The 16,764-nt window shown below is 70.8% G+C and carries 16 protein-coding genes; 13 read left to right on the top strand and 3 right to left on the bottom strand.

What is annotated here, in order from left to right; genetic code table 11:
• The first annotated feature begins 22 nt into the window (after positions 1–22).
• Positions 23–463, top strand: coding sequence for a DUF3887 domain-containing protein (locus tag C1877_RS12235; protein WP_015538888.1), 441 nt, complete (start codon positions 23–25; stop codon positions 461–463).
• 9 nt (positions 464–472) lie between these two features.
• On the opposite strand, the gene C1877_RS12230 is transcribed toward C1877_RS12235, so the two are convergent.
• Together C1877_RS12230 and C1877_RS12225 are read right to left on the bottom strand one after the other, a co-directional pair.
• Positions 473–2,518, bottom strand: a complete 2,046-nt coding sequence (locus C1877_RS12230) for an NAD(P)H-hydrate epimerase (RefSeq protein WP_114569298.1) — start codon at positions 2,516–2,518, stop codon at positions 473–475.
• 218 nt (positions 2,519–2,736) lie between these two features.
• Positions 2,737–3,249 carry a methylated-DNA--[protein]-cysteine S-methyltransferase gene (locus C1877_RS12225; protein WP_114569297.1) on the bottom strand — a complete coding sequence of 171 codons (513 nt, stop codon included), beginning with the start codon at positions 3,247–3,249 and terminating at the stop codon, positions 2,737–2,739.
• A 301-nt stretch (positions 3,250–3,550) separates the two neighbouring features.
• Here C1877_RS12225 and C1877_RS12220 point away from each other — a divergent pair, with 301 nt between their 5' ends.
• The 9 genes from C1877_RS12220 to queD all read left to right on the top strand — a co-directional run bounded on the left by C1877_RS12220 (position 3,551) and on the right by queD (position 11,973).
• The gene (locus C1877_RS12220; protein ID WP_114569296.1) at positions 3,551–4,510 is read left to right on the top strand and encodes a helix-turn-helix transcriptional regulator; all 960 of its coding nucleotides are present in this window, start codon (positions 3,551–3,553) and stop codon (positions 4,508–4,510) included.
• Between the two features lie 101 nt (positions 4,511–4,611).
• Positions 4,612–5,367 carry an ABC transporter ATP-binding protein gene (locus C1877_RS12215; RefSeq protein ID WP_114569295.1) on the top strand — a complete coding sequence of 252 codons (756 nt, stop codon included), beginning with the start codon at positions 4,612–4,614 and terminating at the stop codon, positions 5,365–5,367.
• Complete coding sequence (locus C1877_RS12210; RefSeq protein ID WP_114569294.1) at positions 5,364–6,698, top strand: FtsX-like permease family protein; 1,335 nt, start codon at positions 5,364–5,366, stop codon at positions 6,696–6,698. The genes C1877_RS12215 and C1877_RS12210 overlap by 4 nt, the downstream gene beginning before the upstream one ends.
• A 323-nt stretch (positions 6,699–7,021) precedes the next feature.
• The gene (gene rpe / locus C1877_RS12205; RefSeq protein WP_114569293.1) at positions 7,022–7,729 is read left to right on the top strand and encodes a ribulose-phosphate 3-epimerase; all 708 of its coding nucleotides are present in this window, start codon (positions 7,022–7,024) and stop codon (positions 7,727–7,729) included.
• A 5-nt stretch (positions 7,730–7,734) separates the two neighbouring features.
• Positions 7,735–8,943, top strand: coding sequence for a cysteine desulfurase family protein (locus tag C1877_RS12200; RefSeq protein WP_114569292.1), 1,209 nt, complete (start codon positions 7,735–7,737; stop codon positions 8,941–8,943).
• Position 8,944: 1 nt separating this feature from the next.
• Positions 8,945–9,760 (top strand): histidinol-phosphatase HisJ family protein, encoded by an 816-nt coding sequence (locus tag C1877_RS12195; RefSeq protein ID WP_015538886.1) that lies wholly within the window; start codon positions 8,945–8,947, stop codon positions 9,758–9,760.
• A 31-nt stretch (positions 9,761–9,791) separates the two neighbouring features.
• A complete protein-coding gene (locus tag C1877_RS12190; protein ID WP_015538885.1) occupies positions 9,792–10,697 on the top strand; it encodes a Nif3-like dinuclear metal center hexameric protein in 906 nt (301 codons plus the stop codon).
• Between the two features lie 50 nt (positions 10,698–10,747).
• A complete protein-coding gene (locus C1877_RS12185) occupies positions 10,748–11,467 on the top strand; it encodes a zinc ribbon domain-containing protein (RefSeq protein ID WP_015538884.1) in 720 nt (239 codons plus the stop codon).
• A gap of 68 nt (positions 11,468–11,535) precedes the next feature.
• A complete protein-coding gene (gene queD, locus C1877_RS12180; RefSeq protein ID WP_197533060.1) occupies positions 11,536–11,973 on the top strand; it encodes a 6-carboxytetrahydropterin synthase QueD in 438 nt (145 codons plus the stop codon).
• A 95-nt stretch (positions 11,974–12,068) separates the two neighbouring features.
• Here queD and rpmB read toward each other — a convergent pair whose 3' ends face one another.
• A complete protein-coding gene (gene rpmB / locus C1877_RS12175; RefSeq protein WP_041240000.1) occupies positions 12,069–12,260 on the bottom strand; it encodes a 50S ribosomal protein L28 in 192 nt (63 codons plus the stop codon).
• Positions 12,261–12,488: 228 nt separating this feature from the next.
• Between rpmB and C1877_RS12170 the strand changes: the two genes are divergently transcribed.
• From C1877_RS12170 to C1877_RS12160, 3 genes are all read left to right on the top strand, one after another.
• Positions 12,489–12,836, top strand: a complete 348-nt coding sequence (locus tag C1877_RS12170; protein ID WP_015538882.1) for an Asp23/Gls24 family envelope stress response protein — start codon at positions 12,489–12,491, stop codon at positions 12,834–12,836.
• Between the two features lie 108 nt (positions 12,837–12,944).
• Positions 12,945–14,576 (top strand): DAK2 domain-containing protein, encoded by a 1,632-nt coding sequence (locus C1877_RS12165; RefSeq protein ID WP_114569291.1) that lies wholly within the window; start codon positions 12,945–12,947, stop codon positions 14,574–14,576.
• Positions 14,569–16,764, top strand: coding sequence for an ATP-dependent DNA helicase RecG (locus tag C1877_RS12160; protein WP_114569290.1), 2,196 nt, complete (start codon positions 14,569–14,571; stop codon positions 16,762–16,764). The genes C1877_RS12165 and C1877_RS12160 overlap by 8 nt, the downstream gene beginning before the upstream one ends.

Raw genomic sequence — 16,764 nt, 5'->3', positions numbered from 1 at the left:
CTGTGGTGGAAGGAGCGGCTTTATGAAGAAGAGGATGCTGGCAGCGGCGGTGCTCGTGGCCGCGCTGGCCGTGCTGTGCTTGGCGGGCTGCGGGTCGAGCGCCTCGGACGAGAACTATCGGGAGGGGCTGCCCGCCTGGGCGGACGAGGCTGCCGTCACCGCGCAGGCGCGCGAGGTCATCGACCTGGTTAACGCGCGCGACTTCGACGAGGTGGCTGCCCGCTGGGATGACAAGAACGCGACCGCCGAGAAGCTGGAGCAGGGCTTGGGCGGCGCCCTCGACCAGTTCGGCGCGTTCGAGGGCTTCACAGATGTGAAGTACGGCCAGAGCGAGCCGGCCGGCCGATCGGCCGTCACCGTCATCCAACGTGCCGATTACGAGAACCAGAAAGCCCAGTTCAATGTGAGCTTCTACGAAGACGGCTCCCTGGCCGGGCTCTACGTGTACAAGGTGGAGGGCTAGGCGCGGGCGCTAGGCCTGGGCATCGGCTCCCGCCCCGTCGCCGGCCGCGTTGCCGCGCAGCTCGTTTCGCAGGGCGGGCACGTCCACGCCGAGCTTCGCCAGCTTCACGGCGCCGGTCCACGGGGCGGCGGCGGGCCCTGCCAGGCCGGGCTTGAACGCGAGCATGGTCACGGTCAGGTCGGCGGCGAACGTCGGCCGTGCTGCGGCGCCGGTCTGGGCCGCAAGGCCGCTTGGCACGTCCACGGCCACGGCGAAGGGCGCCCCCTTCGCCTTCGCGGGCAGCGTGCGCCGGGGCCGCTCGTGCTCCCCGCGCTCGTGCGTGCGCTTGCGATGCCGGCCGCGGCCCCTGCCGCGCGCGCCCTCGAACCGCCGGCGGTTGGCGGCGCGTATCCAAGCTGCGTACGGTTCGCGCACCTCGTCGCCGGAGAAGCCGGTGCCCAGGAGCGCGTCCACCACGGCCCCTGCCTTCTCGAAGGCGTCGGACAGCACGTCGGCATCGGGCGCGATGAGCACCGAGAGCGGCAGGTCGCGTGCTGCCGCGTCGGAGAACGCCGCGAGCGCCGTCGTGCGCGCCGGCTCGGCATGCAGGCGCTCGGCAAGGTCGGGCGCGACGAGCGTCACGGGGTAGCCCGCCTCGGCCAGCGCGCGGGCGCATACCCAGCCGTCGCCGCCGTTGTTCCCGGAGCCGGCGAGCACCACGACGGGGGAGGGGTCGGGCACCCAGGCGCGCACCTCGTCGGCCACGGCGTTCCCCGCGCGCTCCATGAGCGTGGCGAGCGGCGTGCCGTCCTCGGCTATACGGCGTTCGAGCGCGGCCACCTCGGCCACGTCCATCACGGTCCGGCGATCGCGTTCGAGCTCGACGCCCTCCACGGTCATGACCCGCGTGTTCGACAACACGCCGTTGAGCATGACGAACGGCCGCTTCAGCACCGCCGCGCGCACGGCGCGCACGCCGAGCGACACGGCCCAGGCGGCCATGAACGCGAGCCAGGCCCAGATGATGCCCGCTTGGTGTCGTGCTGCGAATGCCGCGAGCGCACCCATCTCGCCTGTTCGGCCCGTGTCCAGGCCCACGATGCCCGACAACAGGGCGAACGGCACCCAGGCGAACAGGAGCAGCAGACCGTAGCGCGCCGCAGGCTGGTACCAACGCGCCGGCGAGGCGTCGGGGCGCACGATGCGCAGCTTCAGCAGCTTTTGGCCGAGCGTCTGCCCGCGGGTGAGCGCCGGCACGAGAGCGAAGAGCACGGCAAGCGAGGCCAGCTCTATGCCCCGCACCGCTGCGTCCCAGCTACCGCCTGCGGCCTCGATGGCAGCCTGCGCTCCCAGCATCCTGAAAACCCCGGCGAGGAGGCCGGCCGCCGCCTGGGACGCCAGTATATCGATCAGAAACGACAACGCGCGCCGGGTGACGCTGGCGCGCAGCCCCTCCTCGCGTGCCTCCATGTTCACGAGCCGCATGTCGGGCAGCACGCGCATCGCGGGCCCCACCGCCCAGAAGCCCACCATGGCGCCGAGCGTGTTCAGCATGAGGTCGTCCACGTCGAACAGGCGGTACGGATGCGCGTACAGGCCCCACAATCCCGTGATCTGCGACGTCTCGTAGAACAGCGTGGTGGCGAACCCGATGAGCAGCGTCTGCCACCACGTGCGCCTGAAGTAGTAGCGCAAGTACATGCCCAGGGGCACCAGCAGCAGCACGTTGAAGAAGGCCTCGTAGACGTTGGGGTTGCGCAGCAGGCCCGGCCAGGTGGAGGGGTCCGCGAGCGAGGCTGCAGAGCTGTCCGCGATGAGCTGAACGAAGTGGAACGGCACGAGCTGCGGGTGCGCCGCGTAGGGCACCACGGCCGAGCGGTTCTCGGGCAGCGGCAGGATGACCATGTAGTAGGCCACGAGCATATAGAAGACGAACGAGTACACGATGAGCGTGCGCAGCCAGGGGATGGAGCCGAACTTGCGGTACTGGTAGACCATGTAGGGCAGCGTGATGGCGAAGGCGATCAGCGGGAAGGTCAGAAGGCCGGACACGATGTTGCCGGTGTAGACGCTCATGGAACGGGCTCTCCTCGGGGTCGGGGACGCAATGGCCGTGCGGGGCGTGCCTGCGCGGCGCACGTGACGATTATAGGCGATGGCGCGCGGGCCGCTGCCCGTGCCATTGCCTCAACGTTACGGTTGAGGCGGCTCTGAGACTCCGAGGCGCTGCGGTTCGGCCCATGCGGTTCCGGCCAGTTCCCCGCCCGGCTCTCGGACGTCCGACAACGCCCCTCTCAGGTGCGGGCCGTCGGCCCCTTCGCCTGCGCCTCGGCCTTCAGGGCGCGCCGCTCCAGGTCCAGCAGGTACGCCTTGGCCTTCGCGTCGTCGCCGCGTCCCGAGGGGTTTCCGTTCGCGCCGACCACGCGGTGGCTGGGCACGATGACGGGCAGCGGGTTCTTGTTGCAGGCGCTGCCCACGGCCCGGCACGAGCGGGGGCTGCCGATGGCGGCCGCCACGTCGCTGTAGGAGCGTGCCTGGCCGTAGGGCACCTCGCGCAGGGCCGCCCACACGCGCCGCTGGAACTCCGTGCCGGCGGGGGCGAGCGGCAGGTCGAACGCGCGGCGCCTGCCGGCGAGGTATTCCTGCAGCTGGTTGGCGGCGCGGTTCGTGAGCTCGGTGGCGAGCTTGCGGCCCTCCAGCTCGCGCTCGCCGAACGCGAGGGCCGTGAGCGCCTGCCCGTCCGAGGCGATGGTCACGTGCCCGAGCGGCGTGCGGTAGGCGAAGTAGGTGGGGGCGGGGCCGGTCATGGCGCACCTTCTCTCGGTCGTGGACGGCCTCCATTATAATGCGCGCGCGGCCGCTGCGGCGCGCCGGAGGCCCCTTCTGCATCAAGGCGTCACCTTCGGGCGGCAGGCGGCGGCAGGACGCGCCTCCCGCTCGCGGCCGCGAGCGGGAACTTTTCGTTGCTGCGGTATACTTGGCTTTGACCTGCGATTCGCTACCGGAAGTTGTCGGGGGAACCGCGAAAAAGAAGCCGCAAGTTGGTTGAGCGGGCACCGGGGCGCCTGCATGATAGGGGCATCGATCGCACGAACGAAGGATGGGTCAATGAGCTTTCGCGACAACATGCAGCATCTGCGCGCCTCGCGCAACATGACGCAGGAGCAGCTCGCCATGCTGCTGGGCGTCAGCCGCCAATCGGTGTCGAAGTGGGAGGCCGAGCGCGCCTACCCCGAGATGGACAAGCTGCTGCGCATGTGCGCCCTGTTCGACTGCACGCTCGACGAGCTGGTATGCGGCGATCTGACCGCACGCCCGTCTGACGGGACCGCTCGCGTGCCGGCGGGCAAGCCCCAGGATGTGACCGGCTACGACCAGGCCATGCGCACGTTCGCATGGAAGCTCCCGCTTGGCATCGCCGTCGTCATGCTGGGCGCCGCGCTGGCGCTGCTGCTGTCCGACCCCGCGTTCGTGCCGGTGCCCGAGGTGCGGAACCTCGCAACCGTGACCGTGTTCGTCGGCGCGGCCGTCGGGCTCGCGCTCGTCCTCCCCGCATCGTTCGAGCGCAGCGCGTTTCGCAAGGAGCATCCCTTCGTCGACGACTTCTACACGGCCGATCAGCGAAGCCAAGCGCGCTCCCTCATGACCACGGGGCTCGTGGTGGGCGCCGTGCTCCTCATGGCGGGGCTGGCCGCGACCATCGTGCTGCAGGCGGACGTGTGGCTTGCGGGCGCGGCGTTCCTCGTGTGCGCCGCGGCCGGCGCGTTCGTCGTCGTGCGCGGCTGCCTGCTGGGCTCGCGCTGCAACCTCGCGCGCTACAACCGGAGATCGCTCGGCGGCATGAGCGAGGAGCAGATCGCGGCGATGGGCGATGACGACCTCGCCGCGCGCGCCCGTCGCGCGAAGCGCGAGCGCGGCGCTTACGCGGCGGTCATGTGCGCGGCGACGGCGGTCGGCCTCGTGCTGGCGTTCACGCCCGCCGCGGCTTTCTTCTTGCTGGCGTGGCCCGTCGGCGGCATCGTGTGCCTTGCGATCAGGGCGCTGCGAACAGCACGGGGCGATCGCTAAGGTGCCCGGCGCGCCAATCTCGAAACCGCTCGTTCAGAGGGCTGAAACCAGGCGAAAGATGCTTCGCCCAGGTCAGTGCTGTCAAAATCAAAGGAGATCGAATGGTAGCTGCAGAAGGGCGCACGCGCGCCACCGTTTCCGCGCATGAGGTGAGGAAGTCGTTCGGCACGGGAAGGGGGAGCAGGCGGCGGGTTGTCGACGTGCTGCGGGGCGTCGACCTGCGCGTCATGCCCGGCGAGATGGTGGTCATCGTGGGGCCGAGCGGTTCGGGCAAGTCGACGCTGCTCTACTGCCTTTCGGGGCTGGAGGAGGCCGACGCGGGCTCCATCGAGGTGATGGGGAGGCAGGTCGTGGGCGCGGGCCGCGGCGAGCTGTCCAAGACGCGGCGCGACTGCGTGGGCTTCATCTTCCAGTCGTACAACCTCATCCCCTCGCTCACGGCGGGCGAGAACGTGTCGCTGCCCGCGCGCCTGGCGGGACGTCCGCTCACGGCCGCTCAGACGGGCGCCGTGCTCGCGAGCGTGGGGTTGGAGGGCCGTGCGAAGAGCCGGCCTGCGGACATGTCGGGCGGCGAGCAGCAGCGCGTGGCCATTGCCCGGGCGCTCGCGGGCGGGGCCGACGTGGTGTTCGCCGACGAGCCCACCGGCGCGCTGGACTCGAAGAACGGTCGCGAGGTGCTGGGGCTTCTGCGCGGCATCGCCGACGACCCGGCGCGCTCGGTGGTCATGGTGACCCACGACCTGGAGGCCGCCTCGATGGCCGACCGCGTCCTCGTGCTGAAGGACGGCCGGGTGCTGCGCGAGCTGGGACGATCGACCCCGGCGGAGATCCTCGAGGCGCTGGAGGAGGCACGATGATCCGGCTTGTGCTCTGCGACCTGCGCGACCACGCCGCCACTTGGGCGGGAGCGTTCTGCGTGGCGGTGGCCTGCGGCTTCGTCGGCGGCTTCGCGGCGTCGCTGATAGCCACGGCGAGAACGTACCCGAACACGGAATCGCTCGCGGCGTCGGTGATCATGTTCTCCGCGGTCGCGGCGGTGGCGGTGCTCCCCTCGGTGGCCGGCCTGACGGTATCGGCGCAGCGGCGAAGCTATGCGCTCTGGCAGCTGGCGAACGTGAGCCCGCGCCGGGTGGCCGCGGTGGTGCTTGCGCAGCTGGCCGTGGTGGCGGTGCTCGGTGCGGCAGTCGGCACTTCGATCGAGGCCGCCTCGTTCGCCCCGCTGTTCCCGATTGTGTTCAGCTCGCCCGACTACCAACCTATCGACCAGGTGGTTCCCGACGCGGGGCTGCTGCTCATGCCTGCGGTGTGGGCTGCGGTTGCGTGCGTGTTTCTGGTTGGCGGCGCGCGGGGCGCTCGCAGCGCGGCGAAGATGCCTCCCGTGGCCGCTCTGCGCGAGCCGGAGGCCGCGCGCAAGGGGGTTACGGCGATGCGCGCCCTCGTGTCCGCCGTGCTGGGGCTTGGCGCATGGCAGATCGCCTCGTCGCTGTTCGGGGCCGAACTGCGCGCGCTGAGCAACTCGCTGTTCCTTCCGCTGCTCATGGTAGCGACGCTGGTGCCGGTGGCCCCTGCGGCCCTTTCCGCCCTGATGGCCGCCTGGACGGCGCCCGTGCCGCAACGCCGTTTGCACGCCTGGTACCTGGCGCGGCGCACCGCGCGTTATGGCCTTGCCGCTTCAACCTCGACCGAAACCCCCATCATGGTGGGCTTCGCCCTCGTAGCGGGCATCTTCTCGCTTGGGGGCCTGCTCGAGGGGTATATACGCCAGCAGGGCCTGACCGGCTACAGCGCGACCCTCGACTGGACATCCTCGGTGCTCCTCCTGGGCGGGCCCGTGCTGCTCTGCGCCGTGGGCGCGGCGGCGAGCGTGGTCATGACGTCGAAGACGCGCACCCGCGATGTGGCCCTGCTCGTTGTGGCCGGCGCGCGGCCGGGGACGCTGCTCGCGGCCGCCGCGTGCGAGGCGCTCGTCCACGCGGTCACCGCCACGCTCGCGGGCATGGCGGTCGTCATCGCCTCCAACGCCGTGGTGGCCTCGGCGGTGGGCATGCCCCCGTTCTCCGGCCTGGCGTTCGGCGAGGGGCTCGTCGTGTCGCTGGCGGGCTTCGTCCTCGTGCTTGCCGCCACGCTCGTGCCCACCTGCGCCGCGCTGCGCCGGGAGCCCGCGCTCGTGCTGGCCGCAGGGGAGTGAGGAGGGGGAGGATATGCGGTCTCCCCTTCCCGCACCAGCCGGCCGGCCGCGTGCGTGCGAGGGCGGCTGTCCCGGCGCATGCAGTCGGCTTCGCGGGTTTCCGGGTGCGCCGGGCCGGCCCGCGCCGGCCGCATCCCTCCGGCCGGCTGGTTCAGGGGGACGGCATGTTGGGAGGGCGGGAGGGAACGCTCTGCGGGAGCGCGGCGTGCCGCCCACGTGTGGTTTTCTTCGCGTACCCCGGGCCGGGCATGCGGCGGCGCGGGGCGTTGCGCTAGAATGGGGGACGGTCAAAGAGCCCGCAACGCCCGGATAAGGAGTCCCTCATGTTCGAACCGGTGAAGATCGCACCGTCCATCCTGTCGGCCGACTTCATGAACCTCGGGCGCGACATCGCCCTCATCGAGGAGGCGGGTGCGGGATACGTGCACGTCGACGTCATGGACGGGCACTTCGTGCCGAACCTCACCATGGGCGTGCCGATAGTGAGGCAGTTGAAGAAGGCCACGGCGCTGCCGCTCGACGTGCACCTCATGATAGACAACCCGCTGGAGCAGCTGCCGTGGTTCCTCGACGCGGGCGCCGACCTCGTCACCGTGCATGCCGAGGTCCTGGACGCCGACGGGCTCGCCCGCGCCGTGGCCTCCATCCATGCGGCCGGGGCCAAGGCGGCCGTCAGCCTCAAGCCGCGCACGGCGCCCGGCGTGCTGGCGCCCGTCGTCGCCGACTTGGACATGGTGCTGGTCATGAGCGTGGAGCCCGGTTTCTCCGGGCAGAGCTATATCGAGGGCAGCGAGGAGAAGGTGGCCCGCGTGGCCGCGCTCGCGCGCTCCGTGGGCGCCTCGCCGCTCATCCAGGTCGACGGCGGCATCGGCATGGCCACGGCGCCGCTCGTTGCCGCCTCCGGGGCCGACGTGCTCGTGTGCGGCAACGCCGTGTTCGCCGCCGAGGACCCGGCGCGCGCCCTCGCCGGCATCGCCGCGACGGCCGAGCAGGCACGCCTGTCCTCACTCGCTGCGCGGAAGGAGGCGTAGGCGGCATGCCCTCCTTCGACGCAAACGACTACGTCTATCTGGACTGGGCCGCCACGGCGCCGCTGTGCGAGGAGGCCGCCCAGGCCATGGCGCCCTACCAGGTGCCGGGCCGCGCCAACCTGGCCGTGGGGGGCAACGCGAACTCGCTGCACGCTCCCGGCCGCGCCGCGTTCGCCGCGCTCGAGGACGCGCGCCGCTCGCTCGCCCGCGACCTGGGCGCCTCGCGCCCCGACGAGGTCGTGTTCACCTCGGGTGCCACCGAGGCCGACGACGCGGCCGTGCTCGGCATCGCGCGCGCTGCCGCCGCCGAGCGCCGCCGCGGCGGCGCGGGCGCCTTCGTCCCGCACATCGTGACCACGGCCGTGGAGCACGACGCCGTGCTCGCGCCCGCCAAGCGCCTCGAGGCCGAGGGCTTCCGCGTGACGCGCCTGGCGCCGAACCGCCAGGGCTTCGTGGAGCCGGCCGCGCTCGAGGCCGTGCTGGACGAGGATACCGTGCTCGTGAGCGTGCAGGCCGCGAACAGCGAGGTGGGGAGCATCCAGCCCATCGCGGCGCTGGCCCGCGCCGCCCACGGGGCGGGCGCGCTCTTCCATACCGACGCCGTGCAGGCGCTCGGGAAGGCGCCCGTGGACGTGGGGGCGTGGGGCGTGGACGCCGCGTCGTTCTCGGCCCACAAGGTGGGCGGCCCCAAGGGCGTGGGCGCGCTGTACCTGAGGGCGCGTACCCCCTTCGAGGCGCAGGCGATCGGCGGCGGCCAAGAGTCGGGGCGCCGCAGCGGCACGCAGAACGTGGCCGGCGCCGCAGGCTTCGCCGCCGCGGCGCACGCGGCGTGCAGCCTGCAGGAGCGGGAGGCGGCGCGCCTGCGCGGCCTGCGCGACCGGCTCTACGCGGGCCTGTCCGCCCACGGCGCCGTGGAGGCCACGGTGGACGTGGCGCCGGGCAGCATGGAGTTCCTGCCGAACATCGTGCACGTGCTGGTGCGCGGGCTGGAGAGCGAGACGCTCATCCTGCGCTTCGACCTGCGCGGGTTCGGCGTGTCGGGCGGCTCGGCCTGCTCGTCGCACTCGCTCGCGCCCAGCCACGTGCTGCATGCGCTCGGCATCGACGACGACCGTGCGCACGGGGCGCTGCGCATCTCGATGGGACGCGGCACGACCGAGGAGGACGTCGACGCCTTCCTCGGCGCCGTCGCCGGCGTGCTGGATTGGAGCTGACATGGAGCTGGTGACCACGCACGCGCACACCTCGTTCTGCGGGCACGGCGAGGGCACGGTGGAGGAGCTCGCCGCCGCGGCCGAGGCGGCCGGCGTGACGACCCTCGCCGTGACGGAGCACTACCCGCTCTCGAAGGCGTTCGATCCGCGGGACTACCTGTCCATGCCGGCCGCGCGCGTGGGAGAGTACCTGGCAGCCATCGACGAGGCGCGCGAGCGGCACCCGGGACTCGAGATCATCGCGGGCTGCGAGCTCGACTGGCTCGGGGCCGACGACGACCGCACGATCGGGGAGGACGACCTCGCCCCGTTCCAGCTCGTGCTGGGCTCGGTTCACTTCGTGGACGCCTGGCCCTTCGACGACCCTTCGCAGCGCGGCCGCTGGGACGAGCCGGGCGCGCCGGACGCCATCTGGCGCCGCTACTTCGAGCTGTGGTGCGATGCCGTGTCCTCGGACGCCCCGTTCCACGTGATGTCGCACCCCGACCTGGCCAAGAAGTTCGCCTACTACCCGACCTACGACGTGGCCCCGCTCTACGAGCAGGCCGCCGAGGCGTGCGCGGCCGCGGGGCGCATGGTGGAGGTGAACACGTCGGGGTCGTACTACGCCTGCAAGGAGATGTTCCCCGCGCCGGCGCTCCTGCGCCGGTTCTGCCGCGCGGGCGTGCCGTGCACCGTGGGCACCGACGCGCACCATCCCGAGCACGTGGCGCGCGACGTGGAGGCGGCCTACCGCCTCATGTACGAATGCGGTTATCGAACGGTAACGGTTCCCACCGCCACGGGCGACCGGCGCGAGATCGACCTCATACTGTGAAGCAAACGGTCGGCGACGTGCGGGAAGGAAGATGATCGACATGGCTGGATCGAAGAAGGACAAGGTGCAGAGGGGCCTCGCCCAGCGGGCCTCGGGGCCGCTCTCGAAGCAGCTGCCCACCATGACCGTGGGTGCGCTCGAGCGCGCGCTGCTCAAGGAGTTCCCGGCGGCCGACGCCGAGGCGTGGGACCGCACCGGCATGACGGTGGGAGACCCGGCGCGCCTCGTGGAGGGCGTGGCCGTGGCGCTCGACCCCACGGTGGATGCCGTGGAGGAGGCCGCGTCGATGGGGGCGAACGTACTCGTGACGCACCATCCCGCCTTCCTGCAGCCGCCCGACTCGTTCTCGCCGGCCTCCTCGGTGGCGGCGAACCCCGGCGCGCTCGTGTGGGCCGCCGTGGCGCGGGGCGTGGCGCTGCTGTCGTACCACACGGCGCTCGACGTGAGCGCGCAGGCACAGCGCGTGCTGCCCGGCATGCTGAACCTGCAGTTCCGCAGCGTGGAGGTGCCGCTCGCCTCCTCGAAGCGCAAGGGCTACGGCCAGCGCTGCACCGTGAAGGCGGGCGACGGGCCGCTCACGCTCGGGCAGCTGGCCGCGCGCTGCACCTCGGTGTTCGGGCGCCAGCCGCGCGTGTGGGGCGACTTCTCCCGCGAGCTCGAGCGCGTGGTGACCACCACGGGGTCGGCGGGCGACGTGGCCGCCACGGCGCTACGCGACCAGGTGGACTGCCTGGTGTGCGGCGAGATCAAGTACCATGAGGCCCTGGCGCTCTCGCAGGCGGGGCTGACCATCGTGGAGCTGGGGCACGATACGAGCGAGCTGCCGCTGGCGGCCGTGCTGGCCGCGGCCGTGGAGGGCGCGGGGGTGCCCGGCGAGCTCATCACCATCATCGACCAGGGAGACAACTGGTCGTATCCGGAGACGACGCGCGTCTAGGCGCGTCGGGGGATTAGGCGCGCGAGCGCCGAACGATGAGAAGGAAGCACATGCAAGCAACGACCGACGACCTGACCAACTTGCTGCGGATGCAGCAGATCGACCTCGACCTGATGAAGGCGAAGAAGAAGCTCGAGGAGCTGCCCCAGCGCGCGACCATCCTCGCGGCGCGCCAGAAGAAGCGCACCATCGAGCAGAAGCGCGACCAGCTGGCCGAGATGCGCGCGCAGGCCGAGGCCAAGGCGTCCAAGCTCGAGGCCGAGGACGCCGAGCTTGCGGAGAAGCAGCGCCGCGTGCAGGAGGCCATCGACGGATCGCGCGGCGACTACCGCAACGTGGAGGCGCATTCCAAGGAGCTGGGCGGCTTCGCGAAGCGCCGCAACACGCTGGAGGGGGAGTTGACGAAGCTCGGCGAGGAGCTGGCGAAGATCGAGGGCGTGCAGGGCCAGGTGTCCCGCGCGCTCGCCGAGCTGGAAAAGCAGGAGGCGTCGGCTATCGCATCGTTCCAGCGGGAGGGCAGCGCGCTGCAGTCCGATATCGCGCGCATGAGCGCCGACCGCGAGGGCATGTCCGCCGATCTGTCCGCCGATCTGCGCGAGGCCTACCACCGCACGGCCGCCCGCACGGGAGGGGTGGCCGTGGGCCTTCTGACTGAGGGGCGCTGCGGCGTGTGCCGCACCGTCATCGACGGCGGCCGCCTCATCGACCTGAAGGCGGAGGCGCCGCTCGGCACGTGCCCGCACTGCAAGCGCCTGCTGGTGGTCATGTGATGGAGGGGTCGACGGTGGAAGGCGGAGCCAGGGAGCCCGGTCGGGATGCGGCGCAGGAAACCTGCGCCATGCAGAGGAACGCCCCTTACGACGGTCCTGGCAAGCTGTCGGGCAGCATGCATTTGCACGTGGGCGGGGGTCACTACGAGCTCACGGTGAGGGATTGTTTCGACGCGGCCCACGCGCTGCCCGGCTACGACGGCCCCTGCCAGTACCTCCATGGCCACACGTGGGAGGTGGAGGTGACCATCGCAGGGCAGCACCTCGACGATGTGGGCATGCTCTACGACTTCAAGGATGCCAAGCGCGACCTGCACGGCGTGCTGGAGAACTTCGACCACCGCTGCCTGAACGACGTGCCGCCCTTCGACGAGATCAACCCCACGGCCGAGCACCTGGCCCGCGTGGTGTTCTACGAGCTGGAGAAGACGTTCCCCGCGCACATCTCGCTTATGGAGGTGGCCGTCTGGGAAAGCCCGGCGGCGAAGGTGGTCTACCGCCCGTAAGGAGCCTTCGCAACACTTCTTCGAACTTTCCATTGCTCCAACGCAAAAAAGCCCGCGGTTGCGGGCTTTCGCTTGCAGGGCGGGAGACGAACCGGTTAGGCGCGCTCGACCTTGCCGGCCTTCATGCAGCTCGTGCACACGTTGGCCTTGCGGACGCGGCCTTCCTTGTCCTTGATGGTGATCTTCTGAATGTTCGGACGGAACACGCGGTTCGTCACGCGGTGCGAGTGGCTGACGTTGCGTCCCGCAACCGGATGCTTACCGCAAACTTCGCAAACTTTAGACATCGTTATCACTCCAGGTTCGTCTTGTTTCCGCACGGCTAAAATACCGTTGATGACAAAAAAGCCTTCATACTATAGCACATAAAACGAATGCCTTACAAGAATTTTTCGTGTAGTATGGACGGCGCCCAGAACAGGCCCGACGCACAGCGTTTCGCCCATGCGGTATACTTCGTCCATAGCCTGCGTACGTCCGCGCGGATTCGCGCCCGCGCTTCGAAAGGAAGAGCCATGAGCACTGTGATACCCGGCAACCTGCACGTTGCCAACGACGTCCTGGCCGACATGGTCGGCAATGCTGCGCTCGAATGCTACGGCGTCGTCGGCATGGCCGCCCCGTCCGCGGCCGACGGCATCGCGAAGATCCTGCCCACGTCCCGCCTGCGCCGCGGCGTCGTGGTGACCACGACCGATGCCGGCGTTCACGTGGAGCTCTACGTGGTCATCGAGTACGGCACGAACATCAACACCGTGTCGCAGAACCTCGTGGACCAGGTGACGTTCGCCCTGAAGGAGTACGCCCGCGTGCCTATCGACGGCGTCGAGGTGCACGTCCAGGGCGTCAAGGTGCGCAAGTAGCCGCGCGAAGATAAGCGTATAGAGACGAGCCCCGTGCCCAGCGGGCGGCCCGCCCCGAGGCGGCCGAGAGGGTGCGGGGCTTACCGCCGAGAGAGAGACAGACCTACCATGCCAGAATCCTATACCGCGAACGACCTGCTCAATGCCATAGCCGCTGCGAGCAAGACGCTGAGCGAGCGCAAGGACGAGATCAACCGCCTGAACGTCTTCCCCGTGCCCGACGGCGACACGGGCACGAACATGTCGCTGACGCTGGAAACCGTCGTCGAGAACCTGGCGAACCTGCCCATCGGCGCCGGCGGCGCCGAGATCCGCAAGGCCATCACCACGGGCGCCCTCATGGGCGCGCGCGGCAACTCCGGCGTCATCACGTCGCAGATCCTGCGCGGCTTGTGCGAGGGCAGCGTCGGGCATGAGGCCGTGAACGCCGAGAGCATCGACTCCGCGTTCTCCCACGCCGTCGATGTGGCGTTCCAGGCCGTGCGCAAGCCGGTGGAGGGCACCATCCTCACCGTGCTGCGCGACAGCGCGGCGGCCGCCAAGCGCGCCCGCAAGAAGAAGCTCTCCACCGACGAGGCGCTCGAGGCCGTGGTGGCCGAGGCCTACGCATCGGTGCAGCGCACGCCCGACCTGCTGCCCGTGCTCAAGGACAACGGCGTGGTCGACGCGGGCGGCTACGGACTGGCCATCTTCTTCGACGCGTTCGCCGCGGCGCTCACCGGCAAGGAGGGCCCGCTGGGCGACGAGCTGGCCTTCGCGCGCGGCGCGGCCCCGAAGGTGGAGATCGAGCAGATCAACGACTGGGAGGGCTCGGCCTACCGCTACTGCACCGAGTTCCTGGTGAGCTCCGACACGCTGGACGCGGAGGAGGGCCTGGGCTTCCTGGGCACCATGGGCGACTGCGAGCTGCTGGTGGGCCAGAACCCCAACTTCAAGGTGCACGTGCACACGAACACGCCCGACAAGGTGCTCGCCTACATGCTGGAGCGCGGCCAGATAGCCGAGGTGCACATCCATAACATGCAGCTGCAGAGCGCCGCGCGCACCGACGCGCTGGCGGCCGAGGGGGAGGCCGCGCGCAAGCCGATCGGCTTCGTGGCCGTGGCTGCGGGCGAGGGCAACGCGAAGATCCTCAAGAGCCTGGGCGTGGACGTGGTCGTCTCGGGCGGGCAGACCATGAACCCCTCCACGAAGGACCTGCTGGACGCTGCGAACGAGGTGAACGCGGACGCCGTGATCATCCTCCCGAACAACAAGAACATCATCATGGCCGCGCAGAGCGCATGCGGCCTGTCCGAGAAGCCGTGCGCCGTCGTGCCCACCACGAGCGTGCCGCAGGCGTTCTCCGCGCTGTTCGGCCTGGACGAGGACGCGAGCCTCGAGGAGAACGTGGAGGCCATGACGGAGGCGTACGCCGACGTGCGCACCGGCGAGGTGACGCGCGCCATCAAGGACGCGAAGGACGCCCACGACAACCCCATCCATGAAGGGGACGTCATCGGCATCGCCGATGGCTCCATCGAGTCCGTGGGCGCGGCCGTGGAGGACGTGGTCATGGACCTTCTGGCCCGCATGGACGCCGCCGATGCCGACACGCTCACGTTGCTGGCCGGCGAGGACCTGGATGACGCGGCCTTGGATGCCCTCGTGGCGCGCATCGAGGAGGCGTACGACGAGCTGGAGATCGACGCGCACCGCGGCGAGCAGCCGCTGTACCCGGTGGTCATGTCGGTTGAGTAGCGACGCGCCGGACAGACTCGCAGCCACCCTCGCGCTCGACGAATCCGTCGGGCGCGTCCGTTTGGTGAGCCCGGCGCGCGCCCGCGCGCTCGAGGCGCTGGGCGTGCGCACGGTGCGCGACCTGGTGACGCACTTCCCCCGGCGCTACATCGACCTCTCGCGGCGCGAGACAGTGGCGTCGGCTGCCATCGGGGAGCAGTGCACGGTGGAAGGCATAGTGCACGAGATAAAGCTCAAGCGCCCCAAGCCGAAGCTGCCGCTCGTGGAGATAACGCTCGTGGACGGCACGGGCACGCTCATGGTGACGGCGTTTCGCCAGCCGTGGCTCATGGACCAGGTGCGCGCCGGCATGCGCATCGCCGTGGCGGGCAAGCTGGAGTTCAACTACGGCTTCAAGCGCATGACGAACCCCTACCTCGAGGCGCTGGACGGCGCCGAGGGCGCGGCGGCCGGCATGGTCATACCCGTGCACCCCGCCACCGAGAAGCTGTCGGCCGCCTGGGTGCGCCGGCTCGTGGGCAACGCGCTTGCGCATGTGGCGGGGCTGCACGACCCGCTGCCGCTGGAGCTGCGGGCGAAGTACCGCCTCATGAGCCGCGGCGCGGCGCTCGCGTCCATCCACTTCCCGCGCAGCATGGACGAGGCGGCCGAGGCGCGCCGGCGCCTCGTGTACGAGGAGCTGCTGTTCCTGGAGCTCATGCTCATGGAGGAGGGCCGGGAGCGCGCCGCGGGGCGCGAGCCCGTGCGCCACGTGACGGACGGCCCGCGCCTGGCCGCGCTCGCCGCGGCGCTGCCTTGGGAGCTCACCGACGAGCAGGAGGCCGCGCGCGACGACATCCTGGCCGCGCTCGCGGCGCCCGCCACGGCGAACCACCTGCTTCTGGGCGATGTGGGAACGGGCAAGACCGTCGTGGCCGCCCATGCGCTGGCCGCCGCAGCCGACACGGGCGGCCAGGCGCTGCTCATGGCCCCCACCGAGGTGCTCGCGCGCCAGCACGGCAAGAGCCTGGGGCCCCTGTTCGGCCAGGCGGGCATCTCGTGGGGGGTGCTCACCGGCTCCACGCCCCCCGCCGAGCGCGAGGCGCTGCTCGCGCGCGTGGCGGCGGGGGAGGTGGACGTGCTCGTGGGCACGCACGCGCTTCTGGAGGACGACGTGCGCCCCAAGCGCTGCACGCTCGCGGTCATCGACGAGCAGCAGCGCTTCGGCGTGGACCAACGGGCGAAGCTGCTGGCGAAGGGCGAGGCGCCCGACGCGCTCTACCTCACGGCCACGCCCATTCCGCGCTCGCTGGCGCTGGCGCTCTTCGGCAACCTCACGCTCTCCTATATCAGGCACCGCCCGCACGACACGTCGGCGCGCACGACGAAGGTGGTTTCGAAGCAGGAGCGCGGGCGCGCCTACGACGCCGCGCTCGCCGCGCTCGCGCGCGGTGAGCAGGTGTACGTGGTGTGCCCGCTCGTGGGGGCGAGCACCGAGGAGCGCGATGCGTTGGCCGGCAAGCGCGCGGCGCGCGAGGGCGACGATGACGAGTACGCCTACGCCGCCATCAGCATCGAGGACGACGCGGACCTGGACGGCGGCAACGTGGCGGCCGCCGAGCGCGAGGCCGCCTTCCTGCAGCAGAAGACGTTCGTGGACTGGAAGGTGGAGCTTCTGCACGGACGGCTGCCCGCCGCCGAGAAGCAGGACGTCATGGCCCGCTTCCGCGCGGGCGAGACGCAGGTGCTCGTGGCCACCACCGTCATCGAGGTGGGCGTCGACGTGCCGAACGCCACGGTCATGATCGTGGAGGACGCCGACCGCTTCGGCCTGTCGCAGCTGCACCAGCTGCGCGGCCGCGTGGGGCGCGGGAGCAAGCCCGGCGAGGTGTACCTGGTGAGCGCGTCGCGCACGGACGCGGCGCTGCGCCGCCTGGCGGCGATGGAGACCACCGACGACGGCTACGAGCTGGCGGCCTACGACCTGTCGCTGCGCCGCGAGGGCGACATCCTGGGCAACCGCCAGCACGGCGCCTCCGCGCTCAAGCTGGTGAACGTGGTGCGGGACGGCAAGGTGATCGAGGCGGCGCACGCCGACGCACGGGCCCTGCTGGAGGAGGACCCGCGGCTCGAGGCGCCCGCGCACCGCGCGCTCGGCCGCGAGGCGCGGCTCGCATTCAAGCGTGCCGGAGAGGTTCAGGGGGGTTGA

The sequence above is a fragment of the Gordonibacter pamelaeae genome (genome assembly GCF_003340385.1).
In the GTDB taxonomy this organism is placed as follows: domain Bacteria; phylum Actinomycetota; class Coriobacteriia; order Coriobacteriales; family Eggerthellaceae; genus Gordonibacter; species Gordonibacter pamelaeae.
Note: the sequence above shows the minus strand (reverse complement) of the source record. Positions and strands in the feature narration are given on the sequence as shown.